Consider the following 18,272-nt stretch of genomic DNA (forward strand, 5'->3'; position numbering starts at 1 on the left):
TTGCCAGCCGCCCAAAGCGAAGTATGTGTCCGCTTCAGGGGGGTCCTCGGTCGCCTGAGCTTTGTTGGCGTTTTCTCCAATAAGCATGCTCTCGCTCCGTACGCAGCGAGGTAGTTTGTTGGTTCACGGTGACACGGCCCAAGTCCCGCTTGACGGCCTCGGCGACGAGCAACTCGATGCGCTGCCGTTTGGCGTCATCCAGCTCGACGGTCAGGGCACCATCCGGAAATATAATGCGGCCGAGAGCCGATTTTCGGGCCGCGCGCCCGAGCGGGTGATGGGCCGCGATTTCTTCCGCGACGTCGCGCCCTGCACCAACCTGCCAGCGTTCCGCGGCCGGTTCCTCGACGGGGTCCGCCGCGGCCACCTCCATTCGGTGTTCGGCTTCGTCTTCGGCTTCGATGAACTGGCGCGAGTCGAGGTTACGATGCGAGCTGCGGCCGAGCCCGACCGTTACTGGCTCACCATCCACCAACTCGGCCGTCTCAACTCCAGCCCTCAGCGCCGCGCCAGCAGCGTCGCGGCGGATGCCGTCGACCGCCGCGTCCGGGCAGAACCGGTCGATTCCGACGTCTGCGCGCTGGAGCCCATCCATATTCCCGGCGCGGTCCAACCACACACCGCCACTGTCGTGCTCGATCCCGCAACGCTCGAGGTCGTCGCCTGCAGTGACAATATCGCCGACGCGCTCGGCCTTCCGCCGACGGCGGTGATCGGCGCCCCGGCCGATGTACTGTTCCCGGCCGACGTTCTGGCGGGGCTCGCGTCCGTCGTCTCCAGCCAGGCGCAGGCCGTTCCCGGGCGACCGTGGCGGTTGACGGCTCCGCTCGGCCCGGAGCAGCGCGACTTCACCGTCGCCGCCCACCTCAACGACGGCCACCTCATCCTCGAGATTGAGTTGCTCCCCGCCCGCCCCGGCGATTTCGCGGAGGCCTCGGCCGATGAGGCGCTGGACGCGGTCCGCCAGATCCGCGCCGCCGATAGCCTCCACACGGCGGCCGGCGAATGTGCCCGCCACATCCGCGACATGACGGGGTTTGAGCGGGTGCTGGTCTATCGCTTCGACGAGGACTGGAACGGCGAAGCGCTCGCGGAGTGCCGGGACGAGGACGCCTATCCTTCCCTGCTCGGCCTGCACTTTCCCGCTTCCGACATTCCGGCGCAGGCGCGGGCCCTCTACGTCAACGCGCCCGCGCGCTTCGTGATCGATCGCGACGCCGTGCCCGCGACCCTGGTCGCTCGCCCCGAGGCGGGCAACGCGCCCGTCAACCTCAGCCTTGCTTATTCGCGGGCGTTGTCGCCCATCCACCTCGAATATCAGCGCAACCTCGGCGTGAACGGGTCGATGTCGATTTCGATCGTGGTCGATGGCAAGCTGTGGGGCCTTGTCATCGGTCATTGCCGCCGACCGCATTACGTCACCCCGCAGACCCGCGCCCTCGCCACCCTGGTGACCGACGCCTTCGCCCTGCGCGTTCACGAACTTGCCACCAGCAGCGCCTGGCGGGAGCAGCAGCTCGGCCTCCAGCAGCAGAACGAGTTGCTGCGCGATCTGGCCGGCTCCGACGATTTCGTCGCGACGCTCGCTCCACCGGATGACAAGGGGCCGGGCCTCAGCCGGCTGTTCCGAAGCAGTGGCGCGGCGGTCATCAGCGGCGACCGCGTTGCCACCGTCGGGCAAACCCCCGACCAACCGTCGCTTCGCGCCCTCGCCGACTGGCTTCGCGGCGCCGTCTCCTCCGACACCCGCTCCTTCGCGACCGCCGACCTCTCCGCGCACTGGCCCGACGCCCAGGCGTGGCGCGCAGTCGCCAGCGGGCTTCTCGCCGTGTTCATCGACGCGGATCGCAGCAATCTCCTCCTCTGGTTCAAGCCGGAAATCGCCTCCACCGTCGTGTGGGGCGGCGATCCCAACAAGACCGTGCTGGCAGATACGACCACCGGCACCATCCTTCCCCGCCGCTCCTTCGAGCGCTGGGTCGAGGAGCGCGCTGGCCAGTCCGAACGCTGGGATAACTGGCAGGTCGACGCCGCTAGTGCCTTTGCCGCCGCCGTGGACGGCGTGGCACTCCGTCAGGGGCGCACCATCGCCGAGCTGCGACACACGGGGCAGGAGCTCGCCGACGCGCTCGAGAAGAAGGACCTGCTGGCGCGCGAGATCGACCATCGGGTCAAGAACTCGCTCCAGATCGTGGCCAGCGTGATGCTCCTGCAGTCGCGCGCAGTTGCCGACGAAGACGCCAAGGCAGCGTTCCAGGACACCTATGCCCGGGTGATGAGCGTCGCCCGGGTGCACAACAGCCTGCAGGCCAGCGAAGACCAGCAGGTCGACCTGGGCGAATCCCTTCGCCAGCTGTGCGGCGACCTCACCCACGGCGTGCTCGCCCGCGAGGACATGGTGGAAGTCGACGTCGACGACGGGTTGATGGTGCCGAGTTCGACCGCCGTGGCGGTCAGCCTGATTGCGACCGAGCTGGTCACCAACGCGATCAAATACGCCTATCCGGGCGATAAGACCGGGCCGGTATCGCTCACGCTGCGCGGCGATGCTCCGGGCAAGCTCACGCTGACCGTCTGCGACGAAGGTGAAGGCCTCGCCCCGGACTGGGAGACGCGCCAGCGCGAGGGCGGCGGGCTCGGCATGCGGGTCATCCGCGCACTTCTGAAGCAGATCGACGGCGAACTCGAGGTGATTTCCGATCGCCGCCAGGGTGCCTGCTTCACGGTACGCACCTGACGTGCCGGCGGGTATCGCCAACACCTTGCGCGAACGCACCCGCGCGGAGCACGATCGGATCGAGGAGGCTCTCGACTGGCAGTCCCGCGCCGCCGACCGCCAGTCCTACGCCGATTGGCTGGAACGGCTGCAGGGCTTCTATTCGGGTTGGGAGCCGGCGCTGGCCGAAGCGGTCGATGACCCGCTCTTCTTCGACGAGCGCCGCAAGCTGCCGCTGCTGGAACGCGATCTGGCGGCGCTCGGGCGGCCGGTCGGCCCTGGGCACGAAGCTCCGCTCTACCCCTTCACCACTCAGGCGGAGGCGCTCGGGGCGCTTTACGTGCTCGAAGGCTCGACGCTCGGCGGGCTTCTGATCGCGGCGCACGTTCGCGGCCATCTCGGCTTCGAACCTGCCTTTCACGGCGGCTACGGCAAGCAGACTGCTCAGCGATGGCAAAGCCTCCGCGCCCGTCTCGACCACGCGATCGGCGCGGACGAGCTTGACGCGTCCGTCGCCGCCGCCCGGCGCACCTTCACAACGCTCGGCGAGCAACTGACCGCCTGAGCGCGCGTGGGCAGGCTTGAACAATAGGATTTGGGCTGCTCGTCTGGCGCCTGCGGACAGCCGCTTCTTTGACAACGACAAGCTCTCGCCAACGGCCGTTGGTCGAACACCCCCGAAGCGCGGAAACTTGCCCGGTTCAACCAGGGAACCAGGGAAACTTGGAAACTTGTTCAGGAAGTTCGGGCCCGTTCGACACCCGAACCAGGGAAACATGGAAACTTGTTCAGCTTCGAAGCGCTACTCGGCGGCGGCTTCGGGCCGGCCCTTGAACCCCTGCGCCACCACGTACCATTCGCTCGAATCCTTGCGGCTGGCGGGCGGCTTGGCGTGCTTCACGGTGGTGAAATGGCGCTTCAGTTCGGCCAGCAGCTGGTGGTCGGTTCCGCCGGCAAGCACCTTGGCGACATAGGCTCCGCCTGGCTTCAGCACGTCCTTGGCAAACTCCAGCCCAAGCTCGACCAGCCCCATCGTGCGCAGGTGGTCGGTCTGCGGATGGCCCACGGTGTTCGCCGCCATGTCGGACAGCACCAGGTCCGCCTCGCCGCCCAACGCCGCCTTCAGCTGCGCGTCGGCGGTCTCGTCGGTGAAGTCGAGCTGCAGGATCGTCACCCCATCCAGCGGATCGACCGGCAGGAAGTCGATCCCCGCCACCCGCGCCTGCGGTGCCTTCTTGCGCACCACCTGGCTCCATCCGCCCGGCGCAATGCCGAGGTCGACCACCGCCTTGACGCCCTTCAGCAGGCTGTATTTCTCGTCGAGTTCGATGAGCTTGTAGGCCGCGCGGCTGCGATAGCCCTCGGCCTTGGCGCGCTTGACGTAGGGGTCGTTGAGCTGCCGCTGCAGCCACTTGGTCGACCCGACCTTGCGGCCCTTGGCGGTTTTCAGCCGGGTCACAGGACATACCCGTCGCGGGCCATCAGGGCGCGCAATATGCCTTCGCGAATCCCGCGGTCGGCAACCCCCAGCTGTGCCGCCGGCCAGATATCCAGGATCGCTTCTAGGATCGCGCAGCCGGCGACCACCAGGTCCGCGCGCTCCGCCCCGATGCAGGGCAGCGCCGCGCGCTCCTCGCCGTCCATCTCCGAGATGGCGGTGCTGATCTCGCGCATCGCCTCGATCGGCACATGCAGCCCGTCCACCGCCCGCCGATCATAGCTCGGCAGCGCCAGGTGGACCGAGGCCAGCGTCGTCACCGTGCCGCTGGTGCCGAGGAGGCGGATGTTCTCCTCGTCGCTCGGCAGCAGCTCGGCGAAGCGCGCGAAGCTGTGCCGTGCCCGCTCGACCATGCGGCGGTAAGCAGCCACCCGGTCCGGCCCCTCCAGTGCGGCCCTGCCCTCGCTTTCGGTCAGGCTGACCACGCCCCAAGGCGCGCTCCACCAGGCCTTGATCCGCGGCGGCGCGCCCTCCTCTTCGTCGCCCGGCTCCACCAGCACCAGCTCGGTAGAGCCGCCGCCGATGTCGAAGATCAGCGCCGGTCCGTCACCCGGCTCCAGCAATTTGTGGCAGCCGAGCACGGCCAGCCGCGCTTCTTCCTGCGGAGGGATGATTTCCAGCGCGATGCCGGTTTCGCGGTGCACCCGCTCGATGAAGTCGCGGCCGTTGGCGGCACGCCGGCAGGCTTCCGTCGCTACCGAGCGGGCGAGGCTCACCCGCCGCCGCCTCAGCTTGTCGGCGCACACGCCGAGCGCCTCGACCGCGCGGTCCATCGCCTCCGCCGACAGCCGTCCGCTGTTCGCCAGCCCCTCGCCCAGCCTGACGATCCGGCTGAACGCGTCGACCACGACAAAGCCGTCGTCGCTGGGGCGCGCGATCAGCAGCCGGCAGTTGTTGGTGCCAAGATCAATCGCGGCGTAGGTGTGGCGTGACGCGCCGGTCGGCGGGAGCTTGGCGTTGGCCGCTGCACCCGAATGGCGGGGCTGCGGCGCACTGGCAGCCGGTATCGACGCCATGAATGAGCCTGTCTTCTTTCCTTCGCCGCCACCCAAGGGCAAACGGCTGACTTGCCGCCGTTTTAAGCGGAAGTTGCCGCTCCCCGCAAGTTGACAGGCAAGAAGGCCGGACCTAGGTGGGCGCCCGCACCGCAAGCGCGCTGCCCGATCGTCTAATGGTAAGACTACGGACTCTGACTCCGTCAATCGTGGTTCGAATCCACGTCGGGCATCCACTCCCAGAGCGCCGAGCATAGCGGAGCTTCTCAAGAGACGCGGCCCGACGGTGGGCGGGTTGCACCAGCAAGCAGGTCCGGCGGCGCAGCCGATTTACTCCAGTGTCGCCTACTTCCCAGCCGACCGCTTCCGCCGAGTGACCCATCCCTTTTTCGCCGCTTCCGACCGGCTCGACTTTCGACCCGAACCGTTTTCCTTGCCTCCGCCCTCATGGGCGTTGACCGTGCGCCAGGCGCGCTCCTCCGCTTCCTTTCGGCTGACGCCCCGCTTCAGGTAGCCGTCCGCGATATGGGCCGCCTCACGGCGCTGCTTGTCCGTGTAGGCGCTCTTGTCTCCTTGCGGCATGATCATTTCTCCTCTCGGCTCATGAACGCGAGAAAGCCAAACGGGATGCGAGTTGCTGCATTGCAGCAGTTCCGCTAAGGGCGGCGCGACTTTTCCAAGGACATTCAAATGACTTCTCGCAACGTGGCGATCATTGCCCACGTCGATCACGGCAAGACCACGCTCGTCGACCAGCTCTTCCGTCAGTCCGGCACCTTCCGCGACAACCAACGCGTCGAAGAGCGAGCGATGGACTCGAATGACCTCGAGAAAGAGCGCGGGATCACCATTCTCGCCAAGTGCACCTCGGTCGAGTGGCAGGGCACCCACATCAACATCGTCGACACCCCCGGCCACGCGGACTTCGGCGGTGAGGTCGAGCGCATCCTCTCCATGGTCGACGGCGTCATCCTGCTGGTTGACGCAGCCGAAGGCCCGATGCCGCAGACCAAGTTCGTCACCGGCAAGGCCTTGGGCCTCGGCCTCAAGCCGATCGTCGTCGTGAACAAGATCGACCGTCCCGACGCCCGCGCGGCTGAAGTGCTGGACGAGGTGTTCGACCTCTTCGTGACGCTGGACGCAAATGACGAGCAGCTCGACTTTCCGGTGCTCTATGCCTCCGGCCGCAACGGCTACGCCGGCACCACGGACGACGTTCGTTCGGGCGATTTGACGCCCCTGTTCAGCACCATCGTCGACCATGTCCCGCCGCCGTCGGCGGATCCGGATGGACCGTTCAAGTTCCTGGTCACCCTGCTCGACCGCGACAACTTCCTTGGCCGCATCCTGACTGGCCTGGTGTTCTCGGGCTCGATCAAGACCAATGCGCCGATTCATGCCCTCAATCCCGACGGGAAGATTGTCGAGACTGGCCGCGCGTCCAAGATCATGGCGTTCCGCGGGCTCGAGCGCGTCCCTGTCGAGGAGGCCTCGGCCGGCGACATTATCTCGATCGCGGGCCTGACGACCGCCACCGTCGCCGACACTATTGCCGATCCGTCGGTGACCGAGCCGCTGCACGCGCAGCCGATCGATCCGCCGACTTTGTCGATGCGCTTCGCCGTGAACGACTCACCGATGGCCGGCCGTGAAGGCAAGAAGGTCACCAGCCGCATGATCCGCGACCGCCTGTTTCGCGAGGCGGAGTCGAACGTGGCCATCAAGGTGACCGAGAGCGAGGACAAGGACAGCTTTGAGGTTGCTGGCCGCGGCGAACTTCAGCTTGGCGTGCTGATCGAGATGATGCGCCGCGAGGGCTTCGAGTTGGGGATCAGCCGGCCGCGTGTGCTGTTCCGCGAAGATGAGAATGGCAACAAGACTGAGCCGTATGAAACGGTCGTGATCGACGTGGACGACGAATATTCGGGCACCGTCATCGACAAGATGGCGATCCGCAAGGCCGAGATGACCGACATGCGCCCGTCGGGCGGTGGCAAGACCCGGATCACCTTCTCGGCCCCGTCGCGTGGCCTGATCGGCTACCATGGCGAGTTCCTGAGCGACACGCGCGGGACCGGAATCATGAACCGAATCTACGAGAAATATGGTCCCCACAAGGGCAAGATCGAAGGCCGCAAGAATGGCGTGCTCATCTCCAATGGCGCGGGCGAGGCGAACAGCTACGCCCTCGGTCCGCTGGAAGAGCGCGGCATCCTCTTCGTAGGGCACCAGGAGGCGCTCTACGAAGGAATGATCGTCGGCGAGAATGCCAAGACGGACGACCTTGAAGTCAACCCGATGAAGGCCAAGCAGCTGACGAACTTCCGCGCGAGCGGAGGAAAGGACGATGCCATTCGCCTCACCCCGCCGAAGCGGATGACGCTGGAGCAGGCGATCGCTTATATCGACGATGACGAGCTGGTCGAGGTCACGCCCTCGTCCATCCGCCTGCGCAAGCGGTTCCTGGACCCCCATGAGCGCAAGCGCCATTCGCGCAAGGCTGAGGCAGCCTGATCGATTCGGCATTCACCCGCGACGACCGTTTTCGGTTCGTCGCGGGTGGTGCTCGGCTCGTCCAACGCCCTGTCTGAAAATGGGAAAGTTCCTGCCTTTGGTCCGGGCGGGGGCTCGGTTCGCCGCTAGTCGGGTTGTGGCTTGGGCGGCATCGCGTATCTGAACGCTACTGAATTCGAGAGCGAGTGAGCGGTTGGCGAGGCCACGCTCCAGGGCAAGTCGGATGGCGGAAGCGAGGCCGGCACCCTCCCCAGTGGAGGAGCCCGGGCCGAAGTCGGAGGCCCGCCGCACAGATACGAGACAGAATGACCCGTTTCTTCGGGGCCGGCGGTGCTTCGGCCATTGTGACAACCTGCATCATGGCCATGAGCGGCGCCACTCCAGCCGCTGCCGAGGTTGCCAACGCGGCCGTGACGCCGCTGGCCACAACCACCGCTTACTCGATTGCGACACCGGTCAAGGCCGTCAGCGTTTCGCCCTCTACTCCCAGTGTCGCCGTTCTTCCCAGCACGAGGGCGATGCCCGCGTCCGGCGTGACCACTCCTCCCGCCGGCGCCGTACCAGTCCGACCGGCCGTTACCCATGAAAGTCTGTGGCCCATGATCTGGGCCAACATGAACGGCCCGGCGCTCGACGAGGAACTAAGCTGTGTCGCCACCGCCGTCTATTTTGAAGCGCGGGGTGAGCCGTTCGACGGCCAGCTTGCCGTGGCGGACGTGGTTCTCAACCGTGCGCGCTCTGGCCGCTATCCATCGACCTACTGCGGCGTGGTCAAGCAGCCGGCGCAGTTCAGCTTTGTGCGCGGCGGGCAGTTTCCGCGCATCAACACGCAAAGCGCCGCCTGGGGGTACGCCCAGTCGATCGCGCGTATCGCGCAGGCCCGGCAAGTGCAGGCGCTTCCTGACGACGTTCTCTGGTATCATGCCGACTATGTGGCTCCCGGCTGGGGTCACCGGTTGAGCATGGTCGAAAAGATCGGCGCTCACATCTTCTATCGTTCCTGAGAAAGCCGCACTGAATTCGGGCAGGGCTCGCTTGGCAGGGCTCGTCCTTCTTGATTCTGCGTTTACCTTTAGGCAGGCCAGAGCGTTCCGGCGCTTTAACGAGTCGGTTCGCCGATAATGCGGGGACGGGACGATTCTCATCCGCAGGGTTTTCCGCAAGCTTATCCACAGCGGCAGAACCGTGGGGGGTGAGATGCTGAAGATCTTGATTGTCGAGGACGACCGCCAGCTCGCCACGACCTTGCAGTATCTAGTCGAGGACAATCCGCGTTACCGTGTCGTCGGCTTGGCCGAGGATGCAGCCGGGGCGACCGCCATCGCCGACCGGGAGGACCCGGATCTCGCCTTGATCGACCTTCATCTGGCCCGCGGAACCACCGGCTTCTCGGTCGCCGCGCACCTTAATGGCGCTGGCATTCCCTGCCTGTTCGTCACTGGCAAGTCGCCGGGTTTCCCGATGCCCGACCTCGCGCTCGGCTGCCTGATGAAGCCATTCACCGGCGACGATGTGCACCGTGCCTTGGCCATGGCCGAAGACATGATGCGCGGCCGCGAGACGCTGCGCCCGCGGATGCCCAAGAACCTGACTTTCTATGAAGCGGATGAGGCACCCGTGGCCGCGACAACGGAGCAGACCAGCTTCGTTCCCGAGCGTCTGTCGTTCAGCCGACGTATCGGCGCCTGGATCACCGGCACCTCGCACTAGGGTTGCATGTCGGGTCAATTGCCGGAAGGCAGAGTCCATGACCCGTCCGCGCCTTCCACGTTCCGTTTGGGTGCTCGGTTTCGTCAGCCTGCTGATGGACCTGTCCAGCGAGATCATCCACGCCCTGCTGCCCTTGTTCATCACCGTCACGTTGGGCGCGTCGGTGACCATGTTGGGTGCGATCGACGGAGTGGCCGAGGCCACCGCGGCATTCGCCAAGTTGGCGGCTGGGCGCCTGAGCGATCGTAACCAGCGGCGCAAACCTTGGATTCTCCTGGGCTATGGCCTTGCGGCCGCGACCAAGCCGCTCTTCGCGCTCGCCGGCTCCCCGCTGACCGTGCTTGGCGCTAGGCTTGTTGACCGCACTGCGAAGGGCATCCGCGGCGCCCCGCGCGATGCGATGGTCGCCGATGAAACGCCGGCCGAAATCCGCGGCGCGGCTTATGGGCTACGCCAGGGGCTCGACACCGTCGGAGCATTCCTGGCGCCGCTCGCCGCGGTCGCGCTGATGTGGGTGTTTGCCCAGAATGTCCGCACCGTTTTCTGGATCGCGGTGCTTCCCGGCCTGGCCAGCGTCACTTTAGCCTGGCTCGCCCTACGGGAGCCCGCGCGTCACGTCGACACTGGCAAGCTGCAGCCGCTGCTGAGCGGCTTTCGGGACATCGACCCCTCCTGCCGACGATTGATCTTGGTCGCGTCGCTGTTCACCCTCGCGCGTTTCTCGGAAAGCTTTCTTATCCTCAAGGGGGCCGAGGCGGGGCTGTCCCTCACCTTCGCGCCGCTCACGCTGGTGCTCTTCAATCTTGCTTACCTGCTGCTGAGCTACCCGGCCGGCGCGCTCAGCGACCGCTTCGATCCGCGCACCATATTGGCGGCTGGCATCGGCTTGCTGGTCCTTGGGGACTTGGTACTCGGCAAGACGAGCGGTCTGGCCTGGGCAGCCGTCGGCATATTCCTGTGGGGCGGTCACATGGCGCTAACCCAAGGGCTGTTTGCTCGAATGGTCGCCGATGTTGCTCCAGTAGATGAGCGCGCCACGGCGTTTGGCCTTTTTCACTTCGCGACAGGGATCGCGACTTTGCTGGCAAGTCTTGGTGCCGGTTGGTTGTGGGACCGGCAGGGCCCAGAGGCGACCTTCACCGCCAGCGCGCTGGTCGCCTTCTTCGCAGGGTTCATGCTGCTCACCCTTCCCAAGGCGGTGCGCGACTAGGCCCGTGCCGCCTCGATCGGAGTAGCGCCGTGGCCCTGGCCGACGACCGTCTCCTCGCCATGCGGAGGGCGGAACGGCGGCATCCGTCCGCTTGCCGGCGCATGATTGATGAACTGGTGCTTCATGGCCGCCAGGAAGTGAACGGCGATGAGCGCGATCAGGCCCCAAGCAAGCGCGCCATGCGCTTCCCCGGCCAGCTCACCCATCTGCTTCGAGATACCCGGAAGCGTCGGGACGGTGATCCCGCCGACCAGCGTGGTGGGCTTTCCCCCTACAAAGCCGGACACGGCGACATAGCCGCCAATCGGAAGCCCGATCAGCAGCAGGTAGAAGAGACGGTGGTTCCACACGGCTGCGATGCGCTCCCAGCTGGGAACGTCGGGCGAAAATGCGGGCGGCGGGTTCGAGAGGCGGTAGGTGAGGCGACCTATCGTCAGCAGCAGAATGGTGACACCGATGGTCTTGTGCCAGTCGAACGTGTTCGCCCGCGCCGCCCCCTTGAGGTCGTCGAGGCTGAGCCCCAACCAGATTTGTAACAGCACAAGGGCGACGGTTGTCCAGTGAATGGCGACTGTCACATTCGAATAGCGCCGGATCGGGTCCTGCGGGACGGCATCAGTCTCGGCCATCGGCCATTCTCCTGCTTGGCTTCACCAGCGAAAAGCATGAGCAGCGGTTTCGGGTCCGCCGCCCCGCCCAAAGGCCAGCTTAGCGCCCTGTGAACTTCTCCCCCTTCGCCACCTTGTCGAGCAGCAGCTGAGAGAAGGAGAAATCCTTCCCCATCCGCTCCTGCTGCGCTCTCAAGCCATCAACGATCTTCGTCAGCCCTTCGGTGTCGGCCCAGAACATCGGGCCGCCGCGATACACTGGCCAGCCGTAGCCGTAGATCCAGACCACATCCACGTCAGACGCGCGCTGGGCCATGCCCTCTTCCAGGATCTTCGCGCCCTCGTTGACCATGGTGTAGAGGGTGCGCTCCACGATCTCCTGGCCGCTGATCTCGCGCGCCGTGACGCCCGCCTTGGCCCGGAAGTCCTCGATGATCTCCTGCACCTTGGGGCTTGGCGACGGGCGGCGCTTCTCGTCATAATCGTAGAAGCCAGCGCCCTTCTTCTGACCCCAACGGTCCTGCGCGCACAGCGCGTCGCGGATGTTCTCGATACGAGTCGGATCGCGGTGCCAGCCGATGTCGACGCCGGCGAGGTCCGCCATCTGGAATGGTCCCATGGGCATGCCGAAGTCAGTGTGCACCTTGTCGATCTGCGCCGGGGTCGCCCCTTCCAGCAGCAGCTTGGTCGCCTCGGTCTGGCGCGGGATCAGCATGCGGTTGCCGATGAAGCCGTAACAAACGCCGGCGACGACCGCGACTTTCTTGATCTTCTTGGCAAGCGCCATGGCGGTGACGAGCACGTCGTCGGCGGTCTTCGCTCCGCGCACCACCTCTAGCAGCTTCATTACGTTGGCAGGCGAGAAGAAATGCAGACCGACGACGTCCTGCGGCCGCGATGTGGCGGCGGCGATCTCGTCAATGTTGAGGTAGCTGGTGTTGCTGGCGAGGATCGCGCCCGGTTTGGCAACCTTGTCGAGCCGACCGAAGATTTCCTTCTTGATGTCCATCTGCTCGAACACGGCCTCGATGATGAGGTCGCAGTCGGCCAGCGCATCGAAGTCGAGAGTCGGATTGAGCCGGCCCATGAACTCGCCAACCTGAGCCTCGGTGAAGCGGCCCTTTTTGGCGCTCGCCTCATAATTGCGGAGCATGACACCCGTGCCACGGTCGAGCGCTTCCTGCGCCATTTCGACGATGGTCACGGGGATGCCCGCCGACAAAAAGTTCATCGAGATGCCGCCACCCATGGTGCCGGCACCGATTACGCCGACCCGCTTGATCTCGCGGGGGCGCACGTTTTCGGCGACACCTTCGATCTTGGCCGCCTTGCGCTCGGCGAAGAAGAAATATTGCTGCGCCTTGGCCTGGGTACCACTCATCAGCTCCATGAACAGCTTGCGCTCTTCCATCACGCCCTCCGCGTAGGGCTTCTGGGTAGCGACGCGGACGGCCTCGAGGTTTTTCATCGGCGCCTCGAAACCCTTGAAGGTGCGGCCGTTCGCCGCGACGAACTGGTCGAACACCGACGGGTCAACGCCGGTCACCTTGTCCTGGCGCTCACTGGTCTTCGGCAGCGGCCGAACGTTGGCGACCTCGGTCGCATACGCCACCGCGTGCTTAAGCAGGTCACCCTCGACGATACGGTCGACCAGCCCGCAGTCCGCCGCCTCCTTCGCCCCGATCGGCGTTCCGCTGGTGGTCATCTGTAGCGCCTTTTCAACGCCCGCGACGCGCGGAAGCCGCTGCGTGCCGCCAGCGCCGGGCAGCAGGCCAAGCTTCACCTCGGGCACACCCAACTTCGCCGTCGGCACCGCCACCCGATAATGGCAGCCAAGCGCCACCTCGAGCCCGCCGCCGAGCGCCGTCCCATGGATCGCGGCGACCACCGGCTTGGTGCAATTCTCGATGCGGTCGACCACTTCCGGTAGCCACGGCATGATCGGAGGCTTGCCGAACTCGGTGATGTCAGCGCCCGCAAAGAAGGTTTGCCCTTCGCAGCGGATCACCACCGCAGCGATATCATCCGCCGCTTCCGCTTCCTCGATTGCCGCCACCAGGCCCTGCCGGACCGCCGCACCAAGCGCGTTCACTGGCGGGTTATTCGAGGTGACGATGAGGACGTGGCCGTGCTTCTGCGTGCTGATGGGCGAGGTCACTGAAGTCTCCGTGGTTTAGATGGCCGTGCGGCCGTAATCCTGACGATTGAACGGGTGGGAGGAAGACAGACCTCCGTCCACCACCAGCGCATGACCGTTCACGTAGCTCGACTCATCGGAGGCGAGGAATAGCGCCGCGTGCGCAATCTCTTCGGGATGTCCGCCACGCCGCAGCGGATTCAGGTGGCCCAAGCGGTCCTCCATGCCCTTGGCGCGAGCGCGTTCGTAGACGAACTCGGTCATGCCGGTTTCGATGAGGCCGGGGCAGATGGCGTTGACCCGCACATTGGAGCCGCTGAGCTGCTGCGCGGCGGTCTTCACCAGGCTGATCACTCCAGCCTTGGAAGCGGAGTAAGCCGGTCCCCCCGCCCCCGAGCGCAGACCCGCCACGCTCGCGGTGCAGATGATCGATCCGCCGCCCTGCTCCTTGATGACCGGCGCGGCATGCTTGATCGCCAGGAACGGTCCGATCAGGTTGACCCGCAGGATCTCCTGCCAGTCACCGACAGATTGTTCGAAGATGGAGTCCAGCCCGCCCGAGATGCCGGCGTTGGCGAAGAAGCCGTGCAGCGCACCATGCTCCTCGCGTGCCATGGAGACGAGGCGACTGACGTCCTCTTCCTCGCCCGCATCCGCCTGGTGGTCGGCACCCCTCAGGTCGGCGGCGATCACAGTGGCACCATGGTCGGTGAACAGGCGGGCCGTGGCCCTGCCAATGCCCGATCCGGCTCCGGTCACGACGATCACCTTGCCTTCGAGGCGGGGATGGTGACGATGTGCGGGTTCGACGGACATGGTCAGAAGCCCGCGCCGAACGTGCTGCCGCCGTCCACTACCAGCGTCTGGCCGGTCACGAAGCTGCCGGCCTGGCTCGCCAGAAACACCGCAGCCCCGGCGATTTCGCGCGGTTCACCAATACGCTTGAGGGCCGACACGGCCGTCACCCGCTTGAGAATCTCGGGATTTTCCCAGAGGGCCCGCGCGAAGTCAGTTCGGACCAGGCCGGGTGCAATGGCGTTCACCCGCACGCCCTTGGGTCCGAACTCGGCGGCGAGGTTCCGGACCAGCTGCAGGTCGGCGGCCTTCGAGATGTTGTAAGCGCCGATCACGGTCGAGCTGGTGATCCCGCCGACCGACGATACGATCACGATGGACCCCTCGCCCCGTTCCAGCATTTCCGGCGCGACCATGCTGGTCAGCCAGTGGTTGGACAGGACGTTGTTGTCCATGATCTTGCGGAACTGGTCGTCGGTAATTCCGGCCATCGGCCCGAAATAAGGGTTGGACGCGGCGTTGCAGACCAACACGTCGATTCGTCCGAGCTGCCGACGGGTCTCGTCGACCAAGTGCTGTAGTGCCTCCTTGTCGGAGATCGACGCCGCGACGGCGATCGCCTTGCCCTTGCCTGCCGCGTTGATCGCGTTCGCCACTTCCTCGCAGGCGTCCTGCTTGCGGCTGGAGATCACCACGTTCGCGCCGTGCGCCGCCATCTCCTCGGCAATGGCGCGCCCGATCCCGCGGGAGCTGCCGGTGACGATGGCCGTCTTGCCGGAAAGGTCGAACAACGAATTCATGCAATCTCCTCCAGTCCGTTCGCCTCGAGCGGAGTCGAGGGACCCTTGGCCGCCCGTGCCTCGACTGCGCTCGGCACGAGCGGAGAAAGGGTTCAAGGCACCTGTGGATCGTCGGGCAGATGCTTGCCATATTCCATCAGCGCGATGGAACGGTTATGGACCTCGTCAGGCCCGTCCGCCAGCCGCAGCGTGCGAATGCCAGCCCACATGTGCGCCAGCGGCGTGTCCTGGCTAACGCCGGCGCCGCCAAATGCCTGGATGGCATCGTCGATCACCTTGAGCGCCATCTGCGGCGCCTTGACCTTTATCATCGCGATCTCGGCCTTGGCGGCCTTGTTGCCGGCCTTGTCCATCATGTCCGCAGCCTTGAGGCACAGCAGGCGCGTGGCCTCGATCTCGATCCGGGCCTCTGCGACGCGCTGTTCCCAGACGCTGTGCTCGGCGATCCGCTTGCCGAACGCCACCCGGCTCTGGATTCGCTTGACCATCAGCTTGAGTGCCTCCTCGGCCGCGCCGATGGTGCGCATGCAGTGGTGGATGCGGCCCGGTCCGAGACGGCCCTGCGCGATCTCGAACCCGCGACCTTCGCCGAGCAGCAGGTTGTCGGCAGGAACGCGCACATTCTCCAGCCGGATTTCCATATGCCCGTGCGGCGCATCGTCGAAGCCGTAAACGCTGAGGTAGCGCTCAATGGTGATCCCGGGCGCATCCATGGGCACCAAGATCATCGACTGCTGCTGGTGCTTGCGGGCCTCCGAGTCGGTCTTGCCCATGAGGATGGCGACCCTGCAGCGCGGATCGCCAGCGCCGGAGGACCACCATTTCTTGCCGTTGATGACATAGTCGGCGCCATCCCGATCGATCCGGCACTGGATGTTGGTCGCGTCGGAGCTGGCGACGCCTGGCTCGGTCATCAAAAAGGCGGAGCGGATTTCGCCGCGCATCAGCGGAGCAAGCCACTGATCCTTCTGCGCACGGGTGCCGTAGCGGTGCAGCACCTCCATGTTGCCGGTGTCAGGCGCCGAGCAGTTGAACACTTCGGAGGCGTGGCCGACCCGGCCCATCTCCTCGGCGCACATCGCGTATTCGAGGTTGGAGAGCTGCTCACCTTCGAACGGAAAGCTCTCGTCGACATGTTGAAGCGCGCCGCCCGGTGGCATGAACAGGTTCCACAGGCCTGCCGCTTTGGCTTTTGCCTTGAGCGGCTCCAGTCCCTCAAGATGGTGCCAGCGATTGCCGTTGTTGAGCTCGGCCTGCAGATCCGGGACGGCGGGGCGGACATGCTCGTCGATGAAATCGCGAACGCGGTCGCGGAAATGAGCCTGGCGGTCGGTAAGGTCGAAATCCATCGGGGACCTTTCGAATGGGACGCTTGAGTGCCGCTCTGTCAGATTGCCGGGCGCCGCGCCAGCCTGTCGGAACGGCTAGTGCCGACGGCTCGTTTCCGTGTGATGCGCAAATTTCTGATCATGGGGGCCGGCCTGCTCGGCGCCTGCTCCGTCCAGTCCTCATCCACCAGCAACGCCGCCAACGTGACGACCGACGAGGTCGCCGCGGCCAACGCGCCGGCCGTGGCGGGCGGGAGCGGCGGCGCCGGCGAGCCGACCAACGGGACCGAACCCGCACCGGCCCCTCCCCCGACGAACACCGCGGCCCCGGCTGCTCCCGCGAAGCCGGAGCGCGAGGTGGTCAGCGAGGCGCCGTTCACCGCGACTAGCGCGCAGGGCGCTGCCAATGTCGTGCAGACCTATTATGCGCTGATCGAGGCGAAGAAGTATGCGGAGGCGCACAAGCTGTGGGGTCCGTCGAGCGATCTAGCCGACGCGACCTTTGCCGCGCCTTACCGGCAGTACCGCGAGTATCACGCCGAGGTGTACGCGCCCGGCCGGATCGAAGGCGCGGCGGGCTCGCTCTACGTCGAGGTGCCGATCAAGAGCTACGGCGTGACGAACAAAGGTGAGCGCTTTGAGGAGCCGGGTACCGTCACGCTGCGCCGGGTCAACGATGTCGACGGCTCGACGGCCGAGCAGCGCCGCTGGCACATCGCCAAGATCGACCTGCCCCCCGGCCCGCATTGACGAGCGCGGCGTGACCGTTGCATCGCTGCGCTAAGAGGAGTGCACCATGGCCGAAGCCGCTGACCTGACACAGTTTCGCGAGGAAACCCGCGCTTGGCTGGAGGCGAACTGCCCGCCCGAGATGCGCCAGCCGGTGAAGTCGGAAGAGGACGTCTGCTGGGGCGGGCGCAACTTCAAGTTCCAGTCCGACGCGCAGAAGCGTTGGCTCGAAGTGATGGCACAGCGCGGCTGGACAACTCCGGACTGGCCCAGGGAAGTCGGCGGTGGCGGCCTTACTCCGGCCGAATCGAAGATCCTGAAGGAAGAGATGCGCCGTATCGGCGCACGCAATCCGCTCAACAGCTTCGGCATCTCGATGCTCGGGCCGGCGCTGCTCAAGTACGGCACTGAAGAGCAGAAGCAGCGATTCCTGCCGCCGATCGTGCGTGGCGAGATTCGTTGGTGTCAGGGCTATTCCGAACCGGGCGCTGGCAGTGACCTCGCCGGCCTGCAGACCAGGGCCGAGGACATGGGCGACCATTACCTCGTCAACGGCCAGAAGGTCTGGACGAGCTACGCCGACCAGGCCGACTGGATCTTCTGCCTAGTCCGCACCAGCACCGAGTCGAAGCACGGTGGCATCAGCTTTCTGCTGTTCGACATGGAGTCGGAAGGCGTATCAACCAAGCCGATCCTGCTGATCAGCGGCTACTCGCCCTTTTGCGAGACCTTCATGGACAATGTGAAGGTGCCCAAGGATCAGGTCGTGGGCGAGGTCAACAAGGGCTGGGACGTCGCCAAGTATCTCCTCGGGCATGAGCGTGAGATGATCAGCGGCATGGGGCTGGGCGGCGGCACTGCCCTGCTCGGCAAAACGCTTGGCGAAATCGACGACCCGGCCCTCCGCGCCGAAGTCGCCGCCTTCGATGTCGACGCGCTGGCCTTCGCGGCAATGAGCGAGCGGTTCATCGACCAGCTCAAGGCCGGCGAAGCGCACCCGGCGATGCCGAGCATGATGAAATATGCAGGTACCGAGCTCAACAAGAAGCGGCATGAGCTGATCATGGCCGGCGGCGGCTCCGACACGCTGGAATGGGAGAGCGAGCGCACCCGCAAGGGCAAACCGGCTCGCGAATGGCTCCGCACCAAGGCCAATTCGATCGAGGGCGGTACCAGCGAAGTCCAGCTCGGCATCATCGCCAAGCACATCCTCCGTCTTCCGGGAGCGTAAG

The 18,272-nt window shown here is 65.7% G+C and carries 16 protein-coding genes and 1 tRNA gene; 9 read left to right on the top strand and 8 right to left on the bottom strand.

The annotated features are described in order from the left end of the window. Positions 1-118: 118 nt before the first annotated feature. Positions 119-2,737, top strand: coding sequence for a histidine kinase dimerization/phosphoacceptor domain -containing protein (locus tag M8312_RS07720; protein WP_250117146.1), 2,619 nt, complete (start codon positions 119-121; stop codon positions 2,735-2,737). 1 nt (position 2,738) lies between these two features. Then, positions 2,739-3,281: a biliverdin-producing heme oxygenase gene (locus tag M8312_RS07725; protein WP_250117147.1), complete on the top strand. Its 543-nt coding sequence runs from the start codon at positions 2,739-2,741 to the stop codon at positions 3,279-3,281. A 237-nt stretch (positions 3,282-3,518) separates the two neighbouring features. On the opposite strand, the gene M8312_RS07730 is transcribed toward M8312_RS07725, so the two are convergent. Together M8312_RS07730 and M8312_RS07735 are read right to left on the bottom strand one after the other, a co-directional pair. Next, on the bottom strand, positions 3,519-4,175 hold the full coding sequence (locus M8312_RS07730) for an RlmE family RNA methyltransferase (protein WP_250117148.1): 657 nt from the start codon (positions 4,173-4,175) through the stop codon (positions 3,519-3,521). After that, a complete protein-coding gene (locus M8312_RS07735; protein ID WP_250117149.1) occupies positions 4,172-5,230 on the bottom strand; it encodes a Ppx/GppA phosphatase family protein in 1,059 nt (352 codons plus the stop codon). Before M8312_RS07735 ends, M8312_RS07730 begins: the two co-directional genes overlap by 4 nt. A 141-nt stretch (positions 5,231-5,371) precedes the next feature. Between M8312_RS07735 and M8312_RS07740 the strand changes: the two genes are divergently transcribed. Continuing rightward, positions 5,372-5,445: transfer RNA gene (locus M8312_RS07740), tRNA-Gln, on the top strand. Between the two features lie 109 nt (positions 5,446-5,554). Here the strand turns inward: M8312_RS07740 and M8312_RS07745 are convergent. Further along, positions 5,555-5,791: a plasmid stabilization protein gene (locus M8312_RS07745; RefSeq protein ID WP_250117150.1), complete on the bottom strand. Its 237-nt coding sequence runs from the start codon at positions 5,789-5,791 to the stop codon at positions 5,555-5,557. Positions 5,792-5,899: 108 nt separating this feature from the next. On the opposite strand from M8312_RS07745, the gene typA reads away from it, so the two are divergent. The 4 genes from typA to M8312_RS07765 all read left to right on the top strand — a co-directional run bounded on the left by typA (position 5,900) and on the right by M8312_RS07765 (position 10,643). Further along, positions 5,900-7,723 carry a translational GTPase TypA gene (gene typA, locus M8312_RS07750; protein WP_250117151.1) on the top strand — a complete coding sequence of 608 codons (1,824 nt, stop codon included), beginning with the start codon at positions 5,900-5,902 and terminating at the stop codon, positions 7,721-7,723. A gap of 305 nt (positions 7,724-8,028) precedes the next feature. Next, on the top strand, positions 8,029-8,727 hold the full coding sequence (locus M8312_RS07755) for a cell wall hydrolase (protein WP_250117152.1): 699 nt from the start codon (positions 8,029-8,031) through the stop codon (positions 8,725-8,727). Between the two features lie 193 nt (positions 8,728-8,920). Further along, positions 8,921-9,433, top strand: coding sequence for a response regulator (locus tag M8312_RS07760; protein WP_250117153.1), 513 nt, complete (start codon positions 8,921-8,923; stop codon positions 9,431-9,433). 37 nt (positions 9,434-9,470) lie between these two features. Beyond that, entirely contained in the window at positions 9,471-10,643 is a 1,173-nt protein-coding gene (locus M8312_RS07765) for an MFS transporter (RefSeq protein ID WP_250117154.1), read from the top strand. Here M8312_RS07765 and M8312_RS07770 read toward each other — a convergent pair. From M8312_RS07770 to M8312_RS07790, 5 genes are all read right to left on the bottom strand, one after another. Beyond that, on the bottom strand, positions 10,640-11,272 hold the full coding sequence (locus M8312_RS07770) for a cytochrome b (RefSeq protein ID WP_250117155.1): 633 nt from the start codon (positions 11,270-11,272) through the stop codon (positions 10,640-10,642). The genes M8312_RS07765 and M8312_RS07770 overlap by 4 nt on opposite strands. 79 nt (positions 11,273-11,351) lie before the next feature. Then, positions 11,352-13,409 carry a 3-hydroxyacyl-CoA dehydrogenase NAD-binding domain-containing protein gene (locus tag M8312_RS07775; protein ID WP_250117156.1) on the bottom strand — a complete coding sequence of 686 codons (2,058 nt, stop codon included), beginning with the start codon at positions 13,407-13,409 and terminating at the stop codon, positions 11,352-11,354. Positions 13,410-13,424: 15 nt separating this feature from the next. Then, a complete protein-coding gene (locus tag M8312_RS07780) occupies positions 13,425-14,204 on the bottom strand; it encodes an SDR family NAD(P)-dependent oxidoreductase (RefSeq protein WP_250117157.1) in 780 nt (259 codons plus the stop codon). Between the two features lie 2 nt (positions 14,205-14,206). Then, positions 14,207-14,983: an SDR family NAD(P)-dependent oxidoreductase gene (locus M8312_RS07785; RefSeq protein ID WP_250117158.1), complete on the bottom strand. Its 777-nt coding sequence runs from the start codon at positions 14,981-14,983 to the stop codon at positions 14,207-14,209. A gap of 92 nt (positions 14,984-15,075) precedes the next feature. Next, complete coding sequence (locus M8312_RS07790; RefSeq protein ID WP_250117159.1) at positions 15,076-16,332, bottom strand: acyl-CoA dehydrogenase family protein; 1,257 nt, start codon at positions 16,330-16,332, stop codon at positions 15,076-15,078. A 102-nt stretch (positions 16,333-16,434) separates the two neighbouring features. Here M8312_RS07790 and M8312_RS07795 point away from each other — a divergent pair, with 102 nt between their 5' ends. Then, positions 16,435-17,061 (top strand): hypothetical protein, encoded by a 627-nt coding sequence (locus M8312_RS07795; protein ID WP_250117160.1) that lies wholly within the window; start codon positions 16,435-16,437, stop codon positions 17,059-17,061. A 46-nt stretch (positions 17,062-17,107) separates the two neighbouring features. Continuing rightward, positions 17,108-18,271 (top strand): acyl-CoA dehydrogenase family protein, encoded by a 1,164-nt coding sequence (locus M8312_RS07800; RefSeq protein ID WP_250117161.1) that lies wholly within the window; start codon positions 17,108-17,110, stop codon positions 18,269-18,271. The last annotated feature ends 1 nt before the right edge of the window (position 18,272 follow it).

Origin of the sequence: Sphingomonas sp. KRR8 (assembly GCF_023559245.1) — a bacterium.
Taxonomy (GTDB): domain Bacteria; phylum Pseudomonadota; class Alphaproteobacteria; order Sphingomonadales; family Sphingomonadaceae; genus Sphingomicrobium.

Coding starts and splice junctions, on each gene's coding strand:
- M8312_RS07735 (WP_250117149.1), bottom strand. CDS start 5,230: ATGGCGTCGATACCGGCTGCCAGTGCGCCGCAGCCCCGCCATTCGGGT.
- M8312_RS07745 (WP_250117150.1), bottom strand. CDS start 5,791: ATGCCGCAAGGAGACAAGAGCGCCTACACGGACAAGCAGCGCCGTGAG.
- typA (WP_250117151.1), top strand. CDS start 5,900: ATGACTTCTCGCAACGTGGCGATCATTGCCCACGTCGATCACGGCAAG.
- M8312_RS07755 (WP_250117152.1), top strand. CDS start 8,029: ATGACCCGTTTCTTCGGGGCCGGCGGTGCTTCGGCCATTGTGACAACC.
- M8312_RS07760 (WP_250117153.1), top strand. CDS start 8,921: ATGCTGAAGATCTTGATTGTCGAGGACGACCGCCAGCTCGCCACGACC.
- M8312_RS07765 (WP_250117154.1), top strand. CDS start 9,471: ATGACCCGTCCGCGCCTTCCACGTTCCGTTTGGGTGCTCGGTTTCGTC.
- M8312_RS07770 (WP_250117155.1), bottom strand. CDS start 11,272: ATGGCCGAGACTGATGCCGTCCCGCAGGACCCGATCCGGCGCTATTCG.
- M8312_RS07780 (WP_250117157.1), bottom strand. CDS start 14,204: ATGTCCGTCGAACCCGCACATCGTCACCATCCCCGCCTCGAAGGCAAG.
- M8312_RS07785 (WP_250117158.1), bottom strand. CDS start 14,983: ATGAATTCGTTGTTCGACCTTTCCGGCAAGACGGCCATCGTCACCGGC.
- M8312_RS07790 (WP_250117159.1), bottom strand. CDS start 16,332: ATGGATTTCGACCTTACCGACCGCCAGGCTCATTTCCGCGACCGCGTT.
- M8312_RS07795 (WP_250117160.1), top strand. CDS start 16,435: ATGCGCAAATTTCTGATCATGGGGGCCGGCCTGCTCGGCGCCTGCTCC.
- M8312_RS07800 (WP_250117161.1), top strand. CDS start 17,108: ATGGCCGAAGCCGCTGACCTGACACAGTTTCGCGAGGAAACCCGCGCT.